At 35.4% G+C, this 17376-nt stretch carries 20 protein-coding genes and 1 other RNA gene; 17 read left to right on the top strand and 4 right to left on the bottom strand.

All coding sequences use genetic code 11. The features are described from left to right. The first annotated feature begins 71 nt into the window (after positions 1 to 71). The 3 genes from menA (at position 72) to FN817_RS11015 (ending at position 2270) form a co-directional block, all read left to right on the top strand. Positions 72 to 1001, top strand: a complete 930-nt coding sequence (gene menA / locus FN817_RS11025) for a 1,4-dihydroxy-2-naphthoate octaprenyltransferase (RefSeq protein ID WP_142717972.1) — start codon at positions 72 to 74, stop codon at positions 999 to 1001. A gap of 17 nt (positions 1002 to 1018) precedes the next feature. Beyond that, entirely contained in the window at positions 1019 to 1465 is a 447-nt protein-coding gene (locus tag FN817_RS11020) for an SRPBCC family protein (protein ID WP_142717971.1), read from the top strand. Positions 1466 to 1583: 118 nt separating this feature from the next. Further along, a complete protein-coding gene (locus tag FN817_RS11015) occupies positions 1584 to 2270 on the top strand; it encodes a metal-dependent hydrolase (protein WP_142717970.1) in 687 nt (228 codons plus the stop codon). A gap of 116 nt (positions 2271 to 2386) precedes the next feature. On the opposite strand, the gene ffs is transcribed toward FN817_RS11015, so the two are convergent. Next, positions 2387 to 2484: signal recognition particle sRNA small type (gene ffs, locus FN817_RS11010), an RNA gene on the bottom strand. A 131-nt stretch (positions 2485 to 2615) separates the two neighbouring features. On the opposite strand from ffs, the gene FN817_RS11005 reads away from it, so the two are divergent. From FN817_RS11005 to FN817_RS10950, 12 genes are all read left to right on the top strand, one after another. Further along, complete coding sequence (locus FN817_RS11005; protein ID WP_047425487.1) at positions 2616 to 3218, top strand: DUF4199 domain-containing protein; 603 nt, start codon at positions 2616 to 2618, stop codon at positions 3216 to 3218. Between the two features lie 16 nt (positions 3219 to 3234). After that, positions 3235 to 4185: a glycosyltransferase family 2 protein gene (locus tag FN817_RS11000; protein WP_142717969.1), complete on the top strand. Its 951-nt coding sequence runs from the start codon at positions 3235 to 3237 to the stop codon at positions 4183 to 4185. A gap of 216 nt (positions 4186 to 4401) precedes the next feature. Then, on the top strand, positions 4402 to 4809 hold the full coding sequence (locus FN817_RS10995; protein WP_142717968.1) for a lipocalin family protein: 408 nt from the start codon (positions 4402 to 4404) through the stop codon (positions 4807 to 4809). A 164-nt stretch (positions 4810 to 4973) separates the two neighbouring features. Further along, entirely contained in the window at positions 4974 to 5675 is a 702-nt protein-coding gene (locus tag FN817_RS10990) for a GIN domain-containing protein (protein ID WP_142717967.1), read from the top strand. 192 nt (positions 5676 to 5867) lie between these two features. Next, positions 5868 to 6224, top strand: coding sequence for a four helix bundle protein (locus FN817_RS10985; RefSeq protein WP_142717966.1), 357 nt, complete (start codon positions 5868 to 5870; stop codon positions 6222 to 6224). 205 nt (positions 6225 to 6429) lie between these two features. After that, positions 6430 to 8145: a phospho-sugar mutase gene (locus tag FN817_RS10980; protein WP_142717965.1), complete on the top strand. Its 1716-nt coding sequence runs from the start codon at positions 6430 to 6432 to the stop codon at positions 8143 to 8145. 76 nt (positions 8146 to 8221) lie between these two features. Continuing rightward, positions 8222 to 9475 carry a pyridoxal phosphate-dependent aminotransferase gene (locus FN817_RS10975; protein WP_047425502.1) on the top strand — a complete coding sequence of 418 codons (1254 nt, stop codon included), beginning with the start codon at positions 8222 to 8224 and terminating at the stop codon, positions 9473 to 9475. Positions 9476 to 9735: 260 nt separating this feature from the next. Next, positions 9736 to 10722 (top strand): phosphatase PAP2 family protein, encoded by a 987-nt coding sequence (locus tag FN817_RS10970; protein WP_142717964.1) that lies wholly within the window; start codon positions 9736 to 9738, stop codon positions 10720 to 10722. A gap of 141 nt (positions 10723 to 10863) precedes the next feature. Then, positions 10864 to 11586, top strand: coding sequence for a 3-deoxy-manno-octulosonate cytidylyltransferase (gene kdsB / locus FN817_RS10965; RefSeq protein ID WP_142717963.1), 723 nt, complete (start codon positions 10864 to 10866; stop codon positions 11584 to 11586). A gap of 100 nt (positions 11587 to 11686) precedes the next feature. After that, positions 11687 to 12349, top strand: a complete 663-nt coding sequence (locus FN817_RS10960) for an outer membrane lipoprotein-sorting protein (protein WP_142717962.1) — start codon at positions 11687 to 11689, stop codon at positions 12347 to 12349. Between the two features lie 35 nt (positions 12350 to 12384). Further along, complete coding sequence (locus FN817_RS10955; RefSeq protein ID WP_142717961.1) at positions 12385 to 12960, top strand: glutathione peroxidase; 576 nt, start codon at positions 12385 to 12387, stop codon at positions 12958 to 12960. Between the two features lie 74 nt (positions 12961 to 13034). Continuing rightward, positions 13035 to 13550 carry a VOC family protein gene (locus FN817_RS10950; protein ID WP_317129979.1) on the top strand — a complete coding sequence of 172 codons (516 nt, stop codon included), beginning with the start codon at positions 13035 to 13037 and terminating at the stop codon, positions 13548 to 13550. Between the two features lie 102 nt (positions 13551 to 13652). Here the strand turns inward: FN817_RS10950 and FN817_RS10945 are convergent, their stop codons facing one another. Further along, a complete protein-coding gene (locus tag FN817_RS10945; protein ID WP_142717960.1) occupies positions 13653 to 14309 on the bottom strand; it encodes an NAD(P)H-binding protein in 657 nt (218 codons plus the stop codon). Positions 14310 to 14427: 118 nt separating this feature from the next. On the opposite strand from FN817_RS10945, the gene FN817_RS10940 reads away from it, so the two are divergent. Further along, complete coding sequence (locus FN817_RS10940; RefSeq protein ID WP_142717959.1) at positions 14428 to 14781, top strand: MmcQ/YjbR family DNA-binding protein; 354 nt, start codon at positions 14428 to 14430, stop codon at positions 14779 to 14781. Between the two features lie 83 nt (positions 14782 to 14864). Beyond that, positions 14865 to 15350 (top strand): hypothetical protein, encoded by a 486-nt coding sequence (locus FN817_RS10935; protein ID WP_228451535.1) that lies wholly within the window; start codon positions 14865 to 14867, stop codon positions 15348 to 15350. A gap of 17 nt (positions 15351 to 15367) precedes the next feature. Here FN817_RS10935 and FN817_RS10930 read toward each other — a convergent pair whose 3' ends face one another. Further along, positions 15368 to 16411, bottom strand: coding sequence for an acyltransferase family protein (locus FN817_RS10930; RefSeq protein ID WP_142717958.1), 1044 nt, complete (start codon positions 16409 to 16411; stop codon positions 15368 to 15370). Next, positions 16395 to 17321 (bottom strand): bifunctional riboflavin kinase/FAD synthetase, encoded by a 927-nt coding sequence (locus tag FN817_RS10925; RefSeq protein WP_142717957.1) that lies wholly within the window; start codon positions 17319 to 17321, stop codon positions 16395 to 16397. The genes FN817_RS10930 and FN817_RS10925 overlap by 17 nt, the downstream gene beginning before the upstream one ends. Between the last annotated feature and the right edge of the window lie 55 nt (positions 17322 to 17376).

The raw sequence follows: 17376 nt of genomic DNA, 5'->3' as shown, positions 1-17376 counted from the left end.
AATATAACTGATAATTGATAAATGATAATTCATGTATCATTTATCAATTATCGCTTATCAATTATAATTATATGACTGATTGGATAAAAGCCGCAAGGCTAAGAACTTTACCGCTTTCCTTAAGCGGAATTATTATGGGAGCCTTCATTGCAAAATGGAGACTTTACGGAGAAGGTGGAATCTGGGACTGGAAGATTCTGGCACTTGCTCTTTTGGTAACGCTTTTATACCAGATTTTATCAAATTATGCCAATGACTACGGTGATGGAGTAAAAGGTACCGATGCCAAGAGAATCAATGAGGCTGAAGCAAGAGCCGTAGCATCAGGAAAAATTACGGCAAAACAGATGAAAAATGCAGTGATTCTTTTCGCAGCATTGTCTTTCATAGCTACTATTGCTTTATTGTATGTTGCTTTCATTCCCAATTATATGAATGAATTTTATATTTTCATAGGATTGGGAGTAGCAAGTATTCTGGCAGCGATTGGGTATACAGTTGGTAAAAAGCCATATGGATACATGGGATTGGGAGATATCTTCGTGTTCATCTTCTTCGGACTGGTTTCTGTGTGTGGAAGCTATTTCTTATTTACAAAAACTTTCAGCTGGGATATGTTATTACCTGGAACAGCTGTTGGAATGATGAGTATGGCAGTTCTTAACCTGAACAATATGAGAGATATTGAAAGCGATAAACTATCAGGAAAAAACAGCTTTGCATTGAGAATAGGATTCAGAAATGCAATGATTTATGAAATGGTCCTGTTACAGCTTCCTTTATTACTGATTCTTGCGTTTTTGGGAATAAACGGATTTATGCAGCAGCAAAACTATTACGTTTTCATCGTAATGATCCTGCTGTTTCCACTATCAAAACTGAGAAGAAAGATTTTATCCGTAAAAGAACCAAAAGAATTAGACCAATATTTAAAGCAGGTAGGAATCATGACGTTTGTAATGGCCATTCTTACGGCAGCCGGACTTAATTTATTTAACTAAATCTAAAATACTATATTATGAGTTCTAATGTCTATGTTGAAGCTCAAATGCTTATCAGAAAACCGGTTGAAGATGTTTTTGAAGCATTTATCAATCCTGAAATAACAACGAATTTCTGGTTCACAAAATCTACCGGAAAATTAGAAGAAGGTAAAACTATTACCTGGGAATGGGAAATGTATGGCGTGAAAAACGTAGTAAATGTACATCAGATCATTCCGAACCAACTGATCAGAACAGAGTGGGGAGATCCTTCAACAAATGTAGACTATGAATTCAAAACCATGGAAAAAGGAACTCTTGTTATCATTAAAAGCTACGGATTCAGCCAGACTGGCGAAGATCTGTTAAAAGTAATTAATGACAATACAGGAGGTTTTACGACGGTTTTAGATGGCTGTAAAGCATATTTGGAACATGGGATTAATCTTAAACTTATTGAAGACAAATTCCCATCGAAATAATAAATTAAAGAAAACATGAATGGCACGAATGCTTTCACGAATATCACTAATCTCATGGTGTTGTTTGTGAAATTATTTGAGTCATTTGTGTTTAATAACAATTGAAACTAAATTTAAAATGAAAATACAATTCTTAGGGCAAAATTGTTTCCTGTTCACTTACAAGGATAAAACAATTTTGAGCGACCCTTTTTACAACTACAAAAAAGCAGAATCAGGGTTTGATATTACTGCTCAAAAAATCGATTACATCCTGCTGACTCATGCACATGGCGATCATATTGCTGATGTAGCGGAAGTTTTACAGCATTACCCTGAAGCTACCGTCATTGGAGTTCCTGAAGTATGCGGTTATTTCCAGCAGGCAAAAAACAAAGACGATGTGAACCTCGGAGGATCAGCAAAAATCGATGATCTTAAAATTTCCATGGTTCCGGCTCATCATACAAGTTCTTTCCCGGATGGAAGCTATGGAGGCGTTCCTGTAGGGTATATCTTCAGACTTCCTGAAGGTAAGAACATCTATTTGGCCGGAGATACAGGAGTAATGGCTGATATGGAACTGTTCCCGAGATTATACGGAAATATTGATCTTTCAATACTTCCGATCGGAAGCCACTACACAATGTGCCCTAGAAAAGCTTCTTTTGCCGCTGCAGAACTATTGAAAACTCCAAAAGTAATCGGATGCCACTTTGATACATTCCCTGCCATTGAGATCAATCATGAAAGTGCATTAAAACATTTTGCAGATAAAAATGTAGAACTTGTTTTACCAAAATTAGGAGAGACGTTCGAATTTTAATCAATAACGGGAGTTGGTAATCAGAAAATTAGAAAAAATGAAAATGATGCGTAAGGTATTAAAAACAAAAAAAGATAATTATCAAATTACCTCTCTTCTCACTTTAAACCAAAAAAAAATGGCAAGCTACCTAAATCACACCGCTACGACCGATTACCTTTGCTGCGTTCCCACCCTGGAGGATTCTCAGGAGCTGGTTGTTTAGGACTTGCCGTTGCAAAGGTAGGAATATTTTATAAACTTCAAAACTTTATTAAAGAAAATTAGTTGAAAAAATGCAGTGGTAAAGCTAAACGCCTGACATTTAGAGGGAAAATTTTTCAACTTTTTTCTAAAAATTTAAATATGACGAAAAGTCCATCAACACTAGGAATTATACTTTTTATCGCTACAATGATCGTTTTCTTTGTAGTTTACACTTTTTTCTCAGGAATCAATTATTTTGATATCTCTTTGAAAGCCAATGCTTTTGTTTTGCCTCTTCTCTATGCAGGAGCTGCTTTCTGGTCTGTAAAATCCTATTGGAACAACCATAGAGTAGTGAAATTCAAAGACGCTTTCAAAAGAGCATTCGTTCCGATGTTTGTCGGAGGAATTCTTTCCATTTTCAGTATTTATGCCTTTTTAAACTTTGTAGATCCGGCGGCTAAAAAGCTGCTGAACTACCAATATGTTCAGAGACAAAAATCAGAACTGGATACAGAATATACCTCTGCAAGAAAAATTCTGAAGCATCAGAAAGATATTGATGAGCTGGATCAGAAGTACAAAGAAAGGCTACAAAGCTTCACTCCGGAAGCTGTTAAAGGAAAAGATATGCTTACCGCAAGTCATTTTTCAGGATATTTTGCAGCAATTCTTATATTTTACGTAGTTTTGTCGGTGTTTTTTGGAGCGTTTTTCAGAACCAGAACAATACATCAGCCCGAAGAAACAAATCAAGCCTAATTTTTATTAAAATTAAATGAATTTATCTATAGTTATTCCGTTACTGAACGAAGAAGACTCTCTGGAAGAGCTTTTTTCAAGAATTGATAAAGTATGCAAAACCAGCGATTTATCTTATGAAATCTGGTTTGTAGACGATGGAAGTACGGATTTGTCGTGGAGTATTATTGAGAATATGAAAGTTCAGTATCCTCAGATCCACGCTATTAAATTTTCCAGAAATTATGGAAAATCACAGGCTCTTCATGCAGCCTTTGAAAGAACAAACGGAGATGTGGTAATTACCATGGATGCCGATCTTCAGGATTTCCCTGAAGAAATTCCGGAACTATACAATATGGTGATCCATGATAATTATGATATTGTTTCCGGTTGGAAAAAGAAACGTTTTGATAATGTAATGACGAAAAATATTCCGTCAAAATTATTCAATGCAGCAGCAAGAAAAGTTTCAGGAGTTTATCTTCATGACTTCAACTGTGGTTTGAAAGCGTACAAAAAGCAGGTTGTAAAATCTGTTGATGTTTACGGAGATATGCACCGTTATATTCCGGTACTGGCTGCCAATGCAGGTTTCAGAAGAATTACCGAAAAAGAAGTACAGCATCAGGCGAGACCTTACGGAACTTCAAAATTCGGTACAGAAAGATTTGTAAGAGGTTTTCTGGATTTGATAACGCTTTGGTTTGTAAGCCGTTTTGGAGGAAGACCAATGCATTTCTTCGGAGCAGTAGGAACGTTAATGTTTATTGTTGGTTTTCTTTCTGCACTTTGGCTGGGAATTTCTAAACTGATTGATGTTGCAAGAGGGATTTACGGACATTTAATTACCAATAATCCCTGGTTCTTTATCGCTTTAACAATGATGATCTTGGGAAGCCTTCTGTTTGTAGCAGGATTCTTAGGAGAAATGATTATCAGAACCAATCGTGAGCACAAGAATTATAATATTGATGAGGTGATATAAATTCAGAGGGGTATATTCAGTTAAACATACTGAAAATAATCTGTTAATGTAAATCTTTAGTCGATGTATGACCATTCCCATCCTCTGGAGGGGTGGCGAAAATTCAAAGAATTTTTGACGGGGTGGTTACGCTAAATAATCATTCCAATTTCAATACATAAAAAGCACTCTGTAAGCAGGGTGCTTTTTGTAATTTTATAAAAACTTTTAATCCGGATGTTTAAACTCAAACCTATTCATTGTTATTTTCTTTTACTTTTTACAACCTCATGTTCATCAAATAAACTTTCTGGCTCCTGGGAATTTATTGATATTTATGATGGGGAAATCCATCAGACAGATACATTGAAAACCAAGATAAACAATTCCAGATACGGAACAGGAATTCTCACTTTTTATAAGGATAAAACTTTCAGTTCGATGGGGAATAGCGGGACTTATCAGATAGAAAATAATTTGTTGAAAATGAAGTATAATGATGATAAAGAAGCAACTCCAATGAAAATTTCAGGTATAAGTAAAGATCATCTGCTTTTGTTTTCACTGGCTGGCAGCCCTAAAACCTGGTTTTATAAAAAAATAAAAGGAAAGAGAAATAGTCTTTTCCGAAAAGCAAAAAATTGAAAATTATCAGGTATTTTATTGTCAAAAGACAAAGATTTTTAGAAATTTTAATCCTATTTTTGTTCAAAAGTAATATTGAAAGTCCAGTGAGAGCTATGAAAATGCTTTCAAAGATTTTCAGTAAATATCTTTACGGTTATAATATAGAATATTTAAAATTAAATATGAAAAAAGTTGTATACACATTGATGCTGATGGCAGTAGTTTCCTGTGGAAAAGTTTCTCCGAAAGGAAATATTGAAAAGAAGGATGTGGATGTTTCAGAGTTTGTCAATCTTGATCTGGAAGGGAAATTCCGTGTGTTTTATGCCAAAGGGCCAAAGAATTTTGTAGAAATTGAAACCTATCCGAATGTGGCGAGCAATCTGGATGTAGATGTAAAAGACAAAACACTTTTCATTAAAGAAAAAAGAGGTACAAAAGGTGTAGATTTTTACAACGTAACGATTTATTCAAAATATAATCTGGAAAAAGTAGCTATTTCCGACTCTGTGGAAGTGAATATTTCAAGTGAAATAAAGACCGACAATTTCAGACTTAATATGAAAAATAATGCAAGCTTCATGGGATCTGTAAATACCAGAAGGGCAGAGGTGGAAATGCACAACAGAAGCCGCGCCAATTTCCTTGGATTGTCCAAAGAGGCCGTTATAAAGATTTCAGATACAGCAAGTTTAATTGCGCCGTATTGGAAAATTACCAATCTGAATATCGATTCTAAAAACGGAAATTATGCAGAAGTAAATGTGAAAGATTCTTTGAAAGGAAATATCCAGAATACAGCAAAATTTGTTTACTATAACGATCCGATCAGGGCTTTTAAGATTGATAAGACGACGAAAGTTGAAAATAAGAAATTAGAGTAATTTGGGATGGAAGCCTGAAGCTGGAAGCTGGGAGTCATGTTAGTTTTCATACTTCTTGCTATCCAGATTAGAAGTTTGCTTCCCAAGTTTAAAAATAAAAAATAAAATAAATAAAAACAAAGCCGGAATTTTGAAGCCAGGCACAATATAACTTCCTGCCTTCAGCTTCCCTCTTCCAGCTTAAAAAGGAATATGAGTTTTAAATTTGAAAAGTTAGTAATTTGGCAGAAATCTATGGAATTTGGAGAGTTTATTTTTAAATTGTCTCAAAAATTTCCAAAGGATGAAATGTTTAATTTAACTTCACAAATAAGACGAGCTTCCGATTCGATTGCACTGAATATTTCTGAGGGATGTATTTTGCAGTCAAAATTAGAATTTAAAAAATTTTTAGGATACTCAATTCGATCTTTAGCAGAGACAGTCACCTGTTTATATAAAGCAAAAAACAGAGAATATATTACTGAAGAAGAATTTAATAAATTATATCATGAAAGTTATAATTTGATGAATCAGATTGTGGCTTTTAGGAATCAGGTAAAAGAATAGAATAAGGTTGGAAGAAAGAAGCTGGAAGCTGGGAGTAGTGTTAGTTTTTCATACTTCTTATTTTCCAGATTAGAAATTTACTTCCAAACTTATTTAGAAATAAAAATAGAAAAAATTAAAACAAAGCCGGAATTTTGAAGCCAGGCACAATATAACTTCCTGCCTCCAGCTTCCCACTTCCAGCTTAAAAAACTTAGACATAAATATGAATACACTAGAAAAAGCGAAACTTTGGTTAAGTGATACCTTCGATAAAGAAACAAGAGATGCTGTACAGACGTTGATCGACAGCAATTCTCCAGATCTGGAAGATTCTTTCTACAGAGAACTGGAATTCGGGACAGGAGGAATGCGTGGAATAATGGGAGTAGGAACCAACCGCTTGAATAAATATACATTAGGACAGGCTACACAGGGATTGGCAAACTACATGTTACAGCAATTCAAAGGTGAAGAGATTAAAGTGGCTATCGCTTATGATGTTCGTAATAACTCAAAAGAATTCGGAAAGCTGGTAGCTGATGTTTTGACTGCAAACGGAATTAAAGTACTGCTTTTCAAAGATCACAGACCCACTCCGGAATTGTCTTTCACCGTTCGTGATAAAAAATGTAACGGAGGAATTGTACTGACAGCTTCTCATAATCCACCGGAATATAACGGTTATAAAGTATACTGGAATGACGGAGCACAGATTGTTCCGCCTAATGATGAAGCGATTATCAATGAAGTATATTCTGTGAAATTTGAAGAAATTAAATTCAACGGAAATGATGATCTGATCGAGTGGATCGGAGAGGAGCAGGATGACGTATATATCGATGCATGTATTGAAAACTCTACCTATCAGAATGTTGGAAAAGAAAATTTAAATATTGTTTTCACGTCAATCCACGGAACAACCTATACAACTGTTCCTAAAGCTCTTAAAAAAGCAGGATTCAAGAAAGTGGATCTTGTGAGAGAACAAATGATCCCGAGCGGAAATTTCCCTACAGTAGATTCTCCAAACCCTGAAGAACCTGCAGCACTGGAAATGGCAATGGATCTTGCAAGAATTACCAATGCAGATATTGTAATCGGAACAGATCCGGACGGGGACAGATTGGGAATTGCGGTGAGAAATCTTGATAGTGAAATGCAGCTGTTGAACGGGAACCAGACCAATACGATCCTTACTTATTACATCCTGAATGAATGGAGAAAGCAGGAAAGAATTACAGGAAAAGAATTTATCGGTTCTACGATCGTAACTTCAGATATCTTCTTTGATATTGCACAGAAGTTCGGGGTAGAATGTAAAGTAGGTCTTACCGGATTCAAATGGATCGGAAAAATGATCCGTGAAGCAGAAGGAACACAGAAATTTGTGTGTGGTGGTGAGGAAAGTTTCGGATTTATGACCGGAGATTTCGTTCGTGATAAAGACTCTTGTGGAAGTATCCTTTTAGCCTGTGAAATTGCCGCATGGTGCAAAGCGAACGGAAGAACAATGTATCAGTACATGATTGAGATCTATGAAGACCTTGGAATGTATTACGAAGGATTAATCAACATTGTAAGAAAAGGAAAAGAAGGCGCTGAAGAGATTGAAAATATGATGAAAAACTTCCGTGAAAACCCTCCAAAAGAACTGGCTGGATCATTAGTGGAAGAAGTAAAGGATTTCAAAGAACAGACAAGCCTTACCATTTCTACCAACGAGAAAAAAGTAATGAATGATATTCCAAAATCTAACGTATTGATCTATTACACCCAGGATGGAACCAAAGTATGCGTAAGACCTTCAGGAACAGAGCCAAAAATCAAGTTTTATGTTTCTGTAAAAGACTCTGTTGCTTCAGAAGCAGACTTCAGAGATAAATTAAAATCATTGGAAGCTAAAATCGGAGCTGTTAAAACAGATTTGAAATTGGATTAATGCTCTGAAAACACCGTAGATCAAATATATGAGAAGATTCATGGGGAACGATAATATAAATTTAAAATAAGAAAAAGTGAAAGTTTCAAAATTAGCAGCGAACCTGATCGGTTCTGAAATTGTAAAAATTGGTAACGAAGTAAATGATTTAAAAGCAAAAGGAGCGGAAATTGCCAATCTTACTATTGGTGATCTGAATTCTAATATCTATCCTATTCCGGCATTGCTGAAGGAAGAGATTCAGAAAGCATATCAGAATAATCTGACGAATTATCCGCCTGCCAACGGACTTTTATCTTTAAGAAAAGAAGTTTCCAAAGACCTTAAAAAAAGATGGAACCTGGACTATTCTCCGGAGGATATTTTGATCACTGCCGGATCAAGACCTTTGATCTATGCCGTATACAAAACTATCGTAGACGAAGGAGATAAAGTAGTGTATCCTACACCATCATGGAACAACAATCACTATGCTTATCTTACTTCTGCCAATGCTGTAGAAGTAAAAACAAAACCTGAAACCAACTTCCTTCCAACAGCAGATGATTTAAGACCTCATTTGGATGGAGCTGTGTTATTGGCACTTTGTTCACCTTTGAATCCTACGGGAACCATGTTTACAAGAGAGCAGCTTTCAGAAATCTGTGAATTGGTAATCGCTGAAAACAAAAAAAGAGGAGCAGATGAAAAACCGTTATACTTAATGTATGACCAGATCTATTCCTGTCTTACTTTTGGAGCTGAGCATGTAGATCCGGTTTCTCTTTTCCCTGAAATGAAAGATTACACAATCTATATCGACGGTATTTCAAAATGCCTTGCAGCAACAGGAGTACGTGTAGGATGGGGATTCGGGCCTTCGCATATCCTTGATAAAATGAAAGCGCTTCTTACTCACGTTGGAGCATGGGCACCAAAACCAGAGCAGGAAGCCACTGCTAAATTCTATGAAAATTCAGAAAATGTAGACACTTTCGTTGAGGATTTTAAAGGTAAGCTTGAAGAGAGTTTAAAAGTTCTTCACAACGGAGTTCAGGATTTAAAAGGAAAAGGACTTTCAGTAGACAGTATCGAACCAATGGGAGCTCTTTATCTTACCATTAAGTTAAACTATATCGGAAAAACAAAACCGGACGGAGCTGTGATTGAAAACTCCTCAGACCTTGTATTTTATCTGATCAATGAAGCAGGAGTGGCTTTAGTACCATTCTCAGCCTTCGGAGAAGACAAATCTGAACCTTGGTTCCGTGCTTCTGTAGGTGGATTGGCTACCGATGAGATCAAGGTAATGCTTCCAAAACTGGAAAGTGCTTTGAACAATTTAAAGTAGTCTTTACATAAAAATATATGCTTCGACTCTGTCCGGCATGGCATCGTTAAATCCCAAATGAGTATTAATTGTGTCATGCTGAGCGGAGTCGAAGCATTTCAAATACAATATAAACATCAAGTATTTGAATTAGATGTGCGTTTATCTGTAAAAGATTAAATAAACATTAAAAGTTAAACAACCACTTTGTACAACACTCATCTAGGAATTATCTTTGAGACTTTTACACACCTGAATATAATAAAGTCGAAAATTACACGATGAAAAAACTGAGATTTCTACTCTTACCAGTTTCAATACTGGTATGCTCACAAGAAGTTGATACATTGAAAATAAAAGAACTATCTAAGGAATCTGAGCTGCCAAAAGTACAGACGTACACCTTAAAAGATGGTTCCGTCAGAACTTACCCAAAGCCCAAATTATTGGATTTTGTAACGAAGTTACCCAGAAATTTTATCAATACAAATAAAGATTTTGTTGCCAAAGATCATGCTTATTATCTTGGAGGCGCTGTTGCAGCTACTCTGATCCTCTTGCCGGTGGATCAGAAACTGATTGACAATTCAAGAGAGTTGGGAGAAAGATGGGGAATGGATAAAGATAATAATTACAACAAAATAGGCGGTGTTTTTAAAATTCCTAAAGATATAGGCTCTACTTTATATCTTATTGGAAATGGTTCCACGCTGGTTTTGCTGGGAATTGGTTTCGGAACATATGGTTTGATTAAAAATGATTACAGGGCGCAGGCTACAGCCAGTGGTTTGGTGGAAAGTTTAATTCTTTCCGGAGTTTTCACCCAAACCATTAAAAGAATTACCGGAAGAGAAAGTCCTTTTATTGCAGAGATCAACGGTAATAAAGGAGGCGCCTGGAATCCTTTTCCAAGCTTTTCAGAATTTGGAAAGAACACCTCAAATTACGATGCAATGCCGTCCGGACATTTAACAACCTTTATGGCTGGAATCACTGTGATAGCAGACAATTATCCTGATGCAAAATGGATAAAACCGGTAGGATACACCTTAGCAGGAGCCTTATGTTTTCAGATGATGCAAAGTAAAGTTCACTGGGCTTCAGATTACCCGCTAGCTTTATTAATGGGATATTTTATAGGAAAAACAATATCAAAAAGCCGATATACTTCATCAGAGGGAACCATCGGAAAAACAAAATATAATCTCAACTTTACGGCATCCCGCCAATGGGAATATAATATGGTAGGCGTAAAACTCTCTTTTTAAACTGTCGAAATCTCTGTTTTGTAGAGTAAATAAGATACTTTTCACTACATTTGATCTCAATATAAAAGGAACATTTCAACTTTTGTAAGTACTGGAATGAAACCTGTTGAATTAAAGAGAATTACTTAATATTTTTATTGAATGAAAATAATTGCTGTCATCCCTGCACGTTACGAAGCAAGCCGTTTTCCCGGGAAACTAATGCAGATTTTAGGAGAAAAAACCGTTATTACGACCACCTATCAGAATGTAGTGGAAACCGGACTGTTTGACGAAGTATTTGTAGCAACAGATTCTGAAATTATTTTTGATGAAATCGAACAGAATGGCGGAAAAGCCGTTATGACAGGACAGCATGAGACTGGAAGCGACCGTATTGCAGAAGCCGTACAGAATATAGACTGCGATATTGTGATTAATGTTCAGGGAGACGAACCTTTTCTTAAACTGGAACCATTACAGCAGCTGATAGAAGTCTTTAAACACGATGATCAGCAGGAGATTTCCCTGGCATCTCTGAAAATACAGCTGCATGAAAAAGAGGAAGTTGAAAACCCGAATAATGTAAAAGTTATTACTGATAATAATAATTTTGCTTTGTATTTCAGCCGTTCCGTAATTCCTTTTCACAGGGAAGTTTCTTATGATTTAAGCTATTTTAAACATATTGGGGTCTATGCTTTCAGGAAAGAAGCGCTGTTGCAGTTTTCAAAACTGGAAATGAAACCATTGGAAATATCCGAAAAAATTGAATGTATCCGTTACCTGGAATATGGAATGAAAATCAAAATGATAGAAACCAATTTTATAGGAGTAGGTATTGATACACCGGAAGATCTGGAAAAAGCCAGAAAGCTGATTTAAAAAATGTTGAGGCGAAAAAGCAGATGCACAGATTTGCTCTTTCGCCTTTTTTTGCAATTTTACATAAATCCCCCTATATTTGAATTTATAAATAAAATTAATGAAGAAGTTACTATTAGTATTTGGACTGATATTTTCGCATGTGATATTGGCACAGACCGCAAAGGAAATTATAGACAAAAACATTGAATTATCCGGAGGGTTAACCAATTGGAAACTTTTAAATTCTGTATTGCTTCAGGGAAAAGTGGTATTGGGAATCAAAGATGAATATCCGATAAAAATTTATCAGCAGCGTCCGAATCTTACTAAAACATTAATTACTACCGGCGGAAAAGAAACGGCAATTGAAGGTTTTGATGGAACAAAAGGATATGCAATGAACTATGCCGCAAATAAGCTTCAGGAATACCCTGAATATGTACCGGAAAGTTTTGATAATGACTTCATTGATTGGGAAAATAAAGGTTTTGATGCCAAATACCTTGGAAAAGAAAAAGTAGGAGAGATCTACTGCCATAAAGTGGAACTTACCAAAAATGTCAATAAGAACATGTATTATTTTGATACAAAGACTTATATGCTTTTAAAAGAAGTGAAAAAAGATGAAACGCTGATCTATTCTGATTTTAAAAAAGTTGGAAATATTATCATGCCTTTCAGAATTGAGTCTTCCAGTACCAAAAAAGACGGAGATTATGTGATGTTACTAAACAAAGTAGAAATCAACAAAGTTTTTCCGGCTAACATTTTTAAATTTTAATTCAACTGCAGTCCGCCTGCATAAAATGATAAAAAATGAAAAATATTTTTTTAATGATGCTTTCTTGTATCGCATTCCTGCAAAGCTGCACCAACCAAAAAAGTGAAATTTCTAAAGCCAAAACCACAGAACTTATGGGAAAAACAATATACGACTTCAAAGTAGAAAGTCTTGATGGGAAAGAAATCAATTTTGCAGATTTCAAAGGAAAAAAAATCCTGATCGTCAATACCGCTTCAGAATGTGGGTTTACCCCTCAGTATGCTGATCTCGAGAAAGTATATGAGGAATATAAAGATAAATTGGTTGTTGTAGGATTTCCTGCCAATAATTTTGGAGGACAGGAACCCGGAACCAATACTGAAATTGGCGCTTTCTGTCAGAAAAATTACGGGGTGACATTCCCTTTGGCTGCTAAAGTTTCTGTGAAAGGAGATGATACTGCTCCAATATTCAAGTACTTAACAGAAAAGGAGTTAAACGGAGTAAAGAACACAACCATCCTTTGGAACTTTACCAAATTCCTTGTTGACGAAAACGGAAAACTGATCGATTCTTTTGTAAGTACTACAAAGCCTACTGATGGGGCTATTACAAAATATCTGAAATAAAGAGAAAAAAGTATATTTTTACAAGTGGGTGTTTACATCCACTTTTTTTATTTTACAACCATTAATGATTCCTTATGAAGAAAATAATTTTTACCCTTTGTATCCTGGCTTCCTTTATGTTAGGATTTGCTTTTAAAGCCGTTACAGAAAATAAATCTGATGAAACGAAAAGAGTAACCGGCATTGGTGGAATCTTTTTTAAATGTAAAGACCCTAAAAAGATGAGAGAATGGTACGAAGGCCATCTGGGACTTGCCACCAATGAATACGGATCTGTATTTGAGTGGTATCAGGGAGCGGATAATTCTAAAAAAGGATTCAGCCAATGGAGTCCTTTCAGTGAAAAAACAAAATATTTTCAGCCTTCAGAAAAAGATTTTATGATCAATTACCGGGTAGAAAACCTTGAAAAACTGATCGGGCAGCTTAAAAAAGAAAATGTTACTATTGTTGATAAGATGGAGACTTATGAATACGGAAAATTTGTTCATATTATGGATATAGAAGGAAACAAAATAGAACTTTGGGAACCTAATGATATCGAATATGAAAAGCTAGGGCAAAAAATGGGAAGTAAAACCACAAAATAGCAGGTAATAGATGAGAGGCAGCAGGTTTTAGTTTTTAGGGAAATTAATAAGAAAATTTTCAACTTTAACATGTCCCCGAAACCCGAACCCCGCATCTTTTAATTATTCATTGGTTTTCTCCGCAAAACAGAAAATATTTCCAAGCTTTATGCTGGAGTATCCATTACTTTTTATTTTTGAAGATTTGATCATTGCTTTTGCCAGAATATCGGTGGGTAGCGGTTTTTGGCTTTGTAATAACCCTAGTTTATTGGCAAATTTTATAATCCGGCTGCCTAAAACTTCTCCGGTTCGCTCAGAATTTGTTCGTTCCAGCATTCCCGGCTTAAAAATAGTGATCTTATTGAAATGCAGCTGCTTTACAGCTTCTTCCAGTTCACCTTTCATTTTGGAATAGAAAATCTTAGATTGTGGACTCGCTCCATAAGCCGAGACCAGAATATAATCTTCTACGTCATTATCTTTCGCAGCTTTCGCAAATTCATATTGGTAGTCAAAGTCTACTTTTTTCTGGGCTTCTTTGCTTCCGGCATCCTTTAAAGTTGTTCCCAGACACGAAAACGCCACATCTCCTTTCACCATATCTTTCCATTCCTCTGGTTTTTCAAAATTCACCACATGAACTTTTAGCTTATCATTTTGAATATCAACAGGCTTTCTTACAAAGATATCCACTTCATCAAACTCTTTGTCATTCAATAACTGATTGACCAGATCTTTTCCTGTGGCACCTGTAGCACCTATTACCAAAGCTTTCATAATAATTGTGGTTTTGTGAGATTATTTCTTTCTTAAATTTACTAAATTTGAATTAAAGATTAAAGAATTATATCATTTAATCATTACTAATTGCTTATCAACCATTACTAATAATTGCATGGATGCCAACGAAATTTTAGATTACTGTCTTACCAAAAAAGGAGTTACGGAAAGCTTTCCGTTTGATAACGAGACTCTTGTGTTAAAAGTAGACACCAAAATGTTTTTACTGATGGGCCTTGAAAGACAGCCGTTATCGATAAATGTAAAAACAGATCCCGAATGGAGTGCAGAACTCCGTGAACAATATCCTCAGATCACAGGGGCTTATCACATGAACAAAACTCACTGGAACTCTGTAACAGCAGAGGGTTTAAAAAGAGATCTGATCTTTAAACTCATTGACCATTCCTATGATTTGGTTTTTAAATCCCTGACAAAGAAGGCTCAGAATGCAGTAAATTCTCTATAATATAGTAAGAATAAAATGAGGTATGAAATTTGTTATCTATGACCAGTGAAATATACTTTACATAGTAACAAAATAAAGAACAAATGAGAAATCACCTTTTATTATTCGCAGCAGCAGGTACATTGATGCTGTCAAGCTGCACCAAACCAGTAAAGAAAACTGCTGAAAATCCAGCTGCTGTCTCAGCTTCAGAAACACTTCCCGAAAATATTAAAATAGAATTTTCAGGAACAGATAATTTTACCATAAAAAGTGCATTGCTAAAAGTAAGCTTGTATGGAATGGATGAAAAACTGGCTGATGCTCCCGCTACTTTAATTACAGAAAAAGAATACGAGCAGAAGTCGATACCCTTCACCATCAATCTGCCAATACCTAAAGATGCTGAAAGCAAGATCAATCCAAAACCTGCAGGACCGGCAAAATATTATGTAACAATAAGCTGGGATTCTGATGGCAACGGAAAAGCTGATGAAAAAGGAGATATATTTATTGATTATGATAAGCAGTTTCCTACTGTGAAACTGAATAATGAAACTCAGAAAATTTACCTAAAAATACTAAAATAAATAAAAAAGGCTGTTCATCACTGAATAGCCTTTTTAGCAAATAAATCTTTATATCCTAATGCTTTCTTTTCAATCAGATGCCAGGAAATATATCCCAAAAGAATTGAAAGTGGCAGTGAAAATATAAATAGCATAACAGTGTCAAACTTAAAAAAATACATCAGCGCTTGTTGTATGGGAAAAGAATAAATATAAATTCCGTACGAGGTGTCTCCAATTACTTCTCCTACTTTATTGAGATATCGGGTAGATCTCTCACCAATAAGAATAACCAGCAAAGGCAGCGTAATATAGCAGGTATATTTGAAGACATTTAAATATAAACTGATGATAAGAATGATAAAAGATGTTATAATAAGTATGTTTTCTGTCCTTTTACTGGCATTAAGGTAGGTCAGTACCATCCCTCCTGCAAAAAAACACATCAGATTATAAAAATGATTAGTTCCCAATGCCAACTTGTGAAATAATCCGTAAAGAAAATAAGGATAGTAGATGCTTAAGACATAACTTGATACAAATAACAGGATAACAACGGTTTTTATAAAAGCCTTTTTACGGATAAAGAATAGCAAAGAGACCATTACATACATACTGAATTCGTAGCATATAGTCCATAAACTTCCATTGATGCTATGTTTGTAAGGATTGTTTTCAAAAACACCGTCAATACCTTTCTGACGGAAAAACAGGGTTAAATTTTGAGGAATGTAAGTGTAAACGGATTTGTTCTGTAAATAAGGAACGGAACTTTCATACACTGCAGGTGCCAGCAAAACAGTAATTAAAAGTACCACTATTAAAGCTGGAAAAAGTCTTAAAAGTCTTTTCCAGTAATAATCAAGCAGACCTTTGCAGCGAAGCAGACTTTTAAAAATTAAATATCCGGAGATAATAAAAAAACCATGAACTCCGAGATAAGAGAATTCCATCTGGCTGTTGGTAAGTTGTGATAAAGGATCGCCTTGAGTAGCTCCGGAAAGAGCATAGGAGTGGGTAATAATAACAAGACTTGCAAAAACAAGCCTTAGAAAATCAAAATTATTACTCCTTGAAATCATACGCCTGTGTTAATCTTTTATCCTCATCCAGCCTTTCAATCAGTTTTTCAAGACCTTCAAATTTAATTTCATCATGAAGAAAATCTCTGAAGCTTACCGTAATTTCTTCATCATAAATATCTCCGTCAAAATCAAGAATATAAACTTCCACAGTGAGCTTCTCTCCATTTACCGTGGGGTTGGTTCCCACACTCAGCATTCCTTTATATTGGTTGCCTTTTACAAATACTTCTACAATATAAGCTCCTTTTTTAGGTAAAAGCTTAATAGATTCCGTATCAATATTAGCTGTGGGATAGCCAATTGTTCTCCCGATTTTCTTCCCATGAACAACCGTTCCTGAAACAGAGTAGGAGTATCCCAGCATTTCGTTGGCCTCCTTGATATTTCCTGTTAAAAGTGCATTACGTACTTTCGTGGAACTGATATTGTTTTCGTGAATATTGATTGCTTCCATTTGTTCCACATCAAAATCCAGCTCTTTGGATAATTTCTGAAGAAGTTCAAAATTTCCGCTTTTATTTTTTCCGAAAGAATGATCGTATCCTATAATAAGGTATTTAACGTTGAGCTTATCAATTAAAATCTGACGCACAAATTCTTCTCCGGTTAAGTTTCTGAATTCTTCATCAAACTCCTTCAGGAACAGATTATCAACACCATATTTCTCAACCAGCTGCTTTTTTTCTTCTAATGTATTCAGAAGTTTTAAATCTTCATTAGGATTAAAAACAAACCTCGGATGCGGCCAGAAAGTAAGGATAGCAGTTTCCAGATTGTTCTCTGTACCTACTTTAGTCAGTTCATCAATAATACTCTTATGCCCGAGATGTACCCCGTCAAACATTCCTAAAGACAATGCTAAAGGCTTCTGAGAGGAATAATCTGTAAAATTCTTGAAAACTTTCAAAACGGAAAAATTTGACTGCAAATATAGAAATAATGTGCCAATGTATCAATATAAC

Source organism: Chryseobacterium rhizoplanae (assembly GCF_900182655.1).
Classification (GTDB): Bacteria; Bacteroidota; Bacteroidia; order Flavobacteriales; family Weeksellaceae; genus Chryseobacterium; species Chryseobacterium rhizoplanae.
The sequence above is the reverse complement of the archived record's forward strand: the minus strand, read 5'-3'. Positions and strand labels throughout refer to the sequence as shown.

Coding starts and splice junctions, on each gene's coding strand:
- menA (WP_142717972.1), top strand. CDS start 72: ATGACTGATTGGATAAAAGCCGCAAGGCTAAGAACTTTACCGCTTTCC.
- FN817_RS11020 (WP_142717971.1), top strand. CDS start 1,019: ATGAGTTCTAATGTCTATGTTGAAGCTCAAATGCTTATCAGAAAACCG.
- FN817_RS11015 (WP_142717970.1), top strand. CDS start 1,584: ATGAAAATACAATTCTTAGGGCAAAATTGTTTCCTGTTCACTTACAAG.
- FN817_RS11005 (WP_047425487.1), top strand. CDS start 2,616: ATGACGAAAAGTCCATCAACACTAGGAATTATACTTTTTATCGCTACA.
- FN817_RS11000 (WP_142717969.1), top strand. CDS start 3,235: ATGAATTTATCTATAGTTATTCCGTTACTGAACGAAGAAGACTCTCTG.
- FN817_RS10995 (WP_142717968.1), top strand. CDS start 4,402: ATGTTTAAACTCAAACCTATTCATTGTTATTTTCTTTTACTTTTTACA.
- FN817_RS10990 (WP_142717967.1), top strand. CDS start 4,974: ATGAAAAAAGTTGTATACACATTGATGCTGATGGCAGTAGTTTCCTGT.
- FN817_RS10985 (WP_142717966.1), top strand. CDS start 5,868: ATGAGTTTTAAATTTGAAAAGTTAGTAATTTGGCAGAAATCTATGGAA.
- FN817_RS10980 (WP_142717965.1), top strand. CDS start 6,430: ATGAATACACTAGAAAAAGCGAAACTTTGGTTAAGTGATACCTTCGAT.
- FN817_RS10970 (WP_142717964.1), top strand. CDS start 9,736: ATGAAAAAACTGAGATTTCTACTCTTACCAGTTTCAATACTGGTATGC.
- kdsB (WP_142717963.1), top strand. CDS start 10,864: ATGAAAATAATTGCTGTCATCCCTGCACGTTACGAAGCAAGCCGTTTT.
- FN817_RS10960 (WP_142717962.1), top strand. CDS start 11,687: ATGAAGAAGTTACTATTAGTATTTGGACTGATATTTTCGCATGTGATA.
- FN817_RS10955 (WP_142717961.1), top strand. CDS start 12,385: ATGAAAAATATTTTTTTAATGATGCTTTCTTGTATCGCATTCCTGCAA.
- FN817_RS10950 (WP_317129979.1), top strand. CDS start 13,035: ATGAAGAAAATAATTTTTACCCTTTGTATCCTGGCTTCCTTTATGTTA.
- FN817_RS10945 (WP_142717960.1), bottom strand. CDS start 14,309: ATGAAAGCTTTGGTAATAGGTGCTACAGGTGCCACAGGAAAAGATCTG.
- FN817_RS10940 (WP_142717959.1), top strand. CDS start 14,428: ATGGATGCCAACGAAATTTTAGATTACTGTCTTACCAAAAAAGGAGTT.
- FN817_RS10935 (WP_228451535.1), top strand. CDS start 14,865: ATGAGAAATCACCTTTTATTATTCGCAGCAGCAGGTACATTGATGCTG.
- FN817_RS10930 (WP_142717958.1), bottom strand. CDS start 16,411: ATGATTTCAAGGAGTAATAATTTTGATTTTCTAAGGCTTGTTTTTGCA.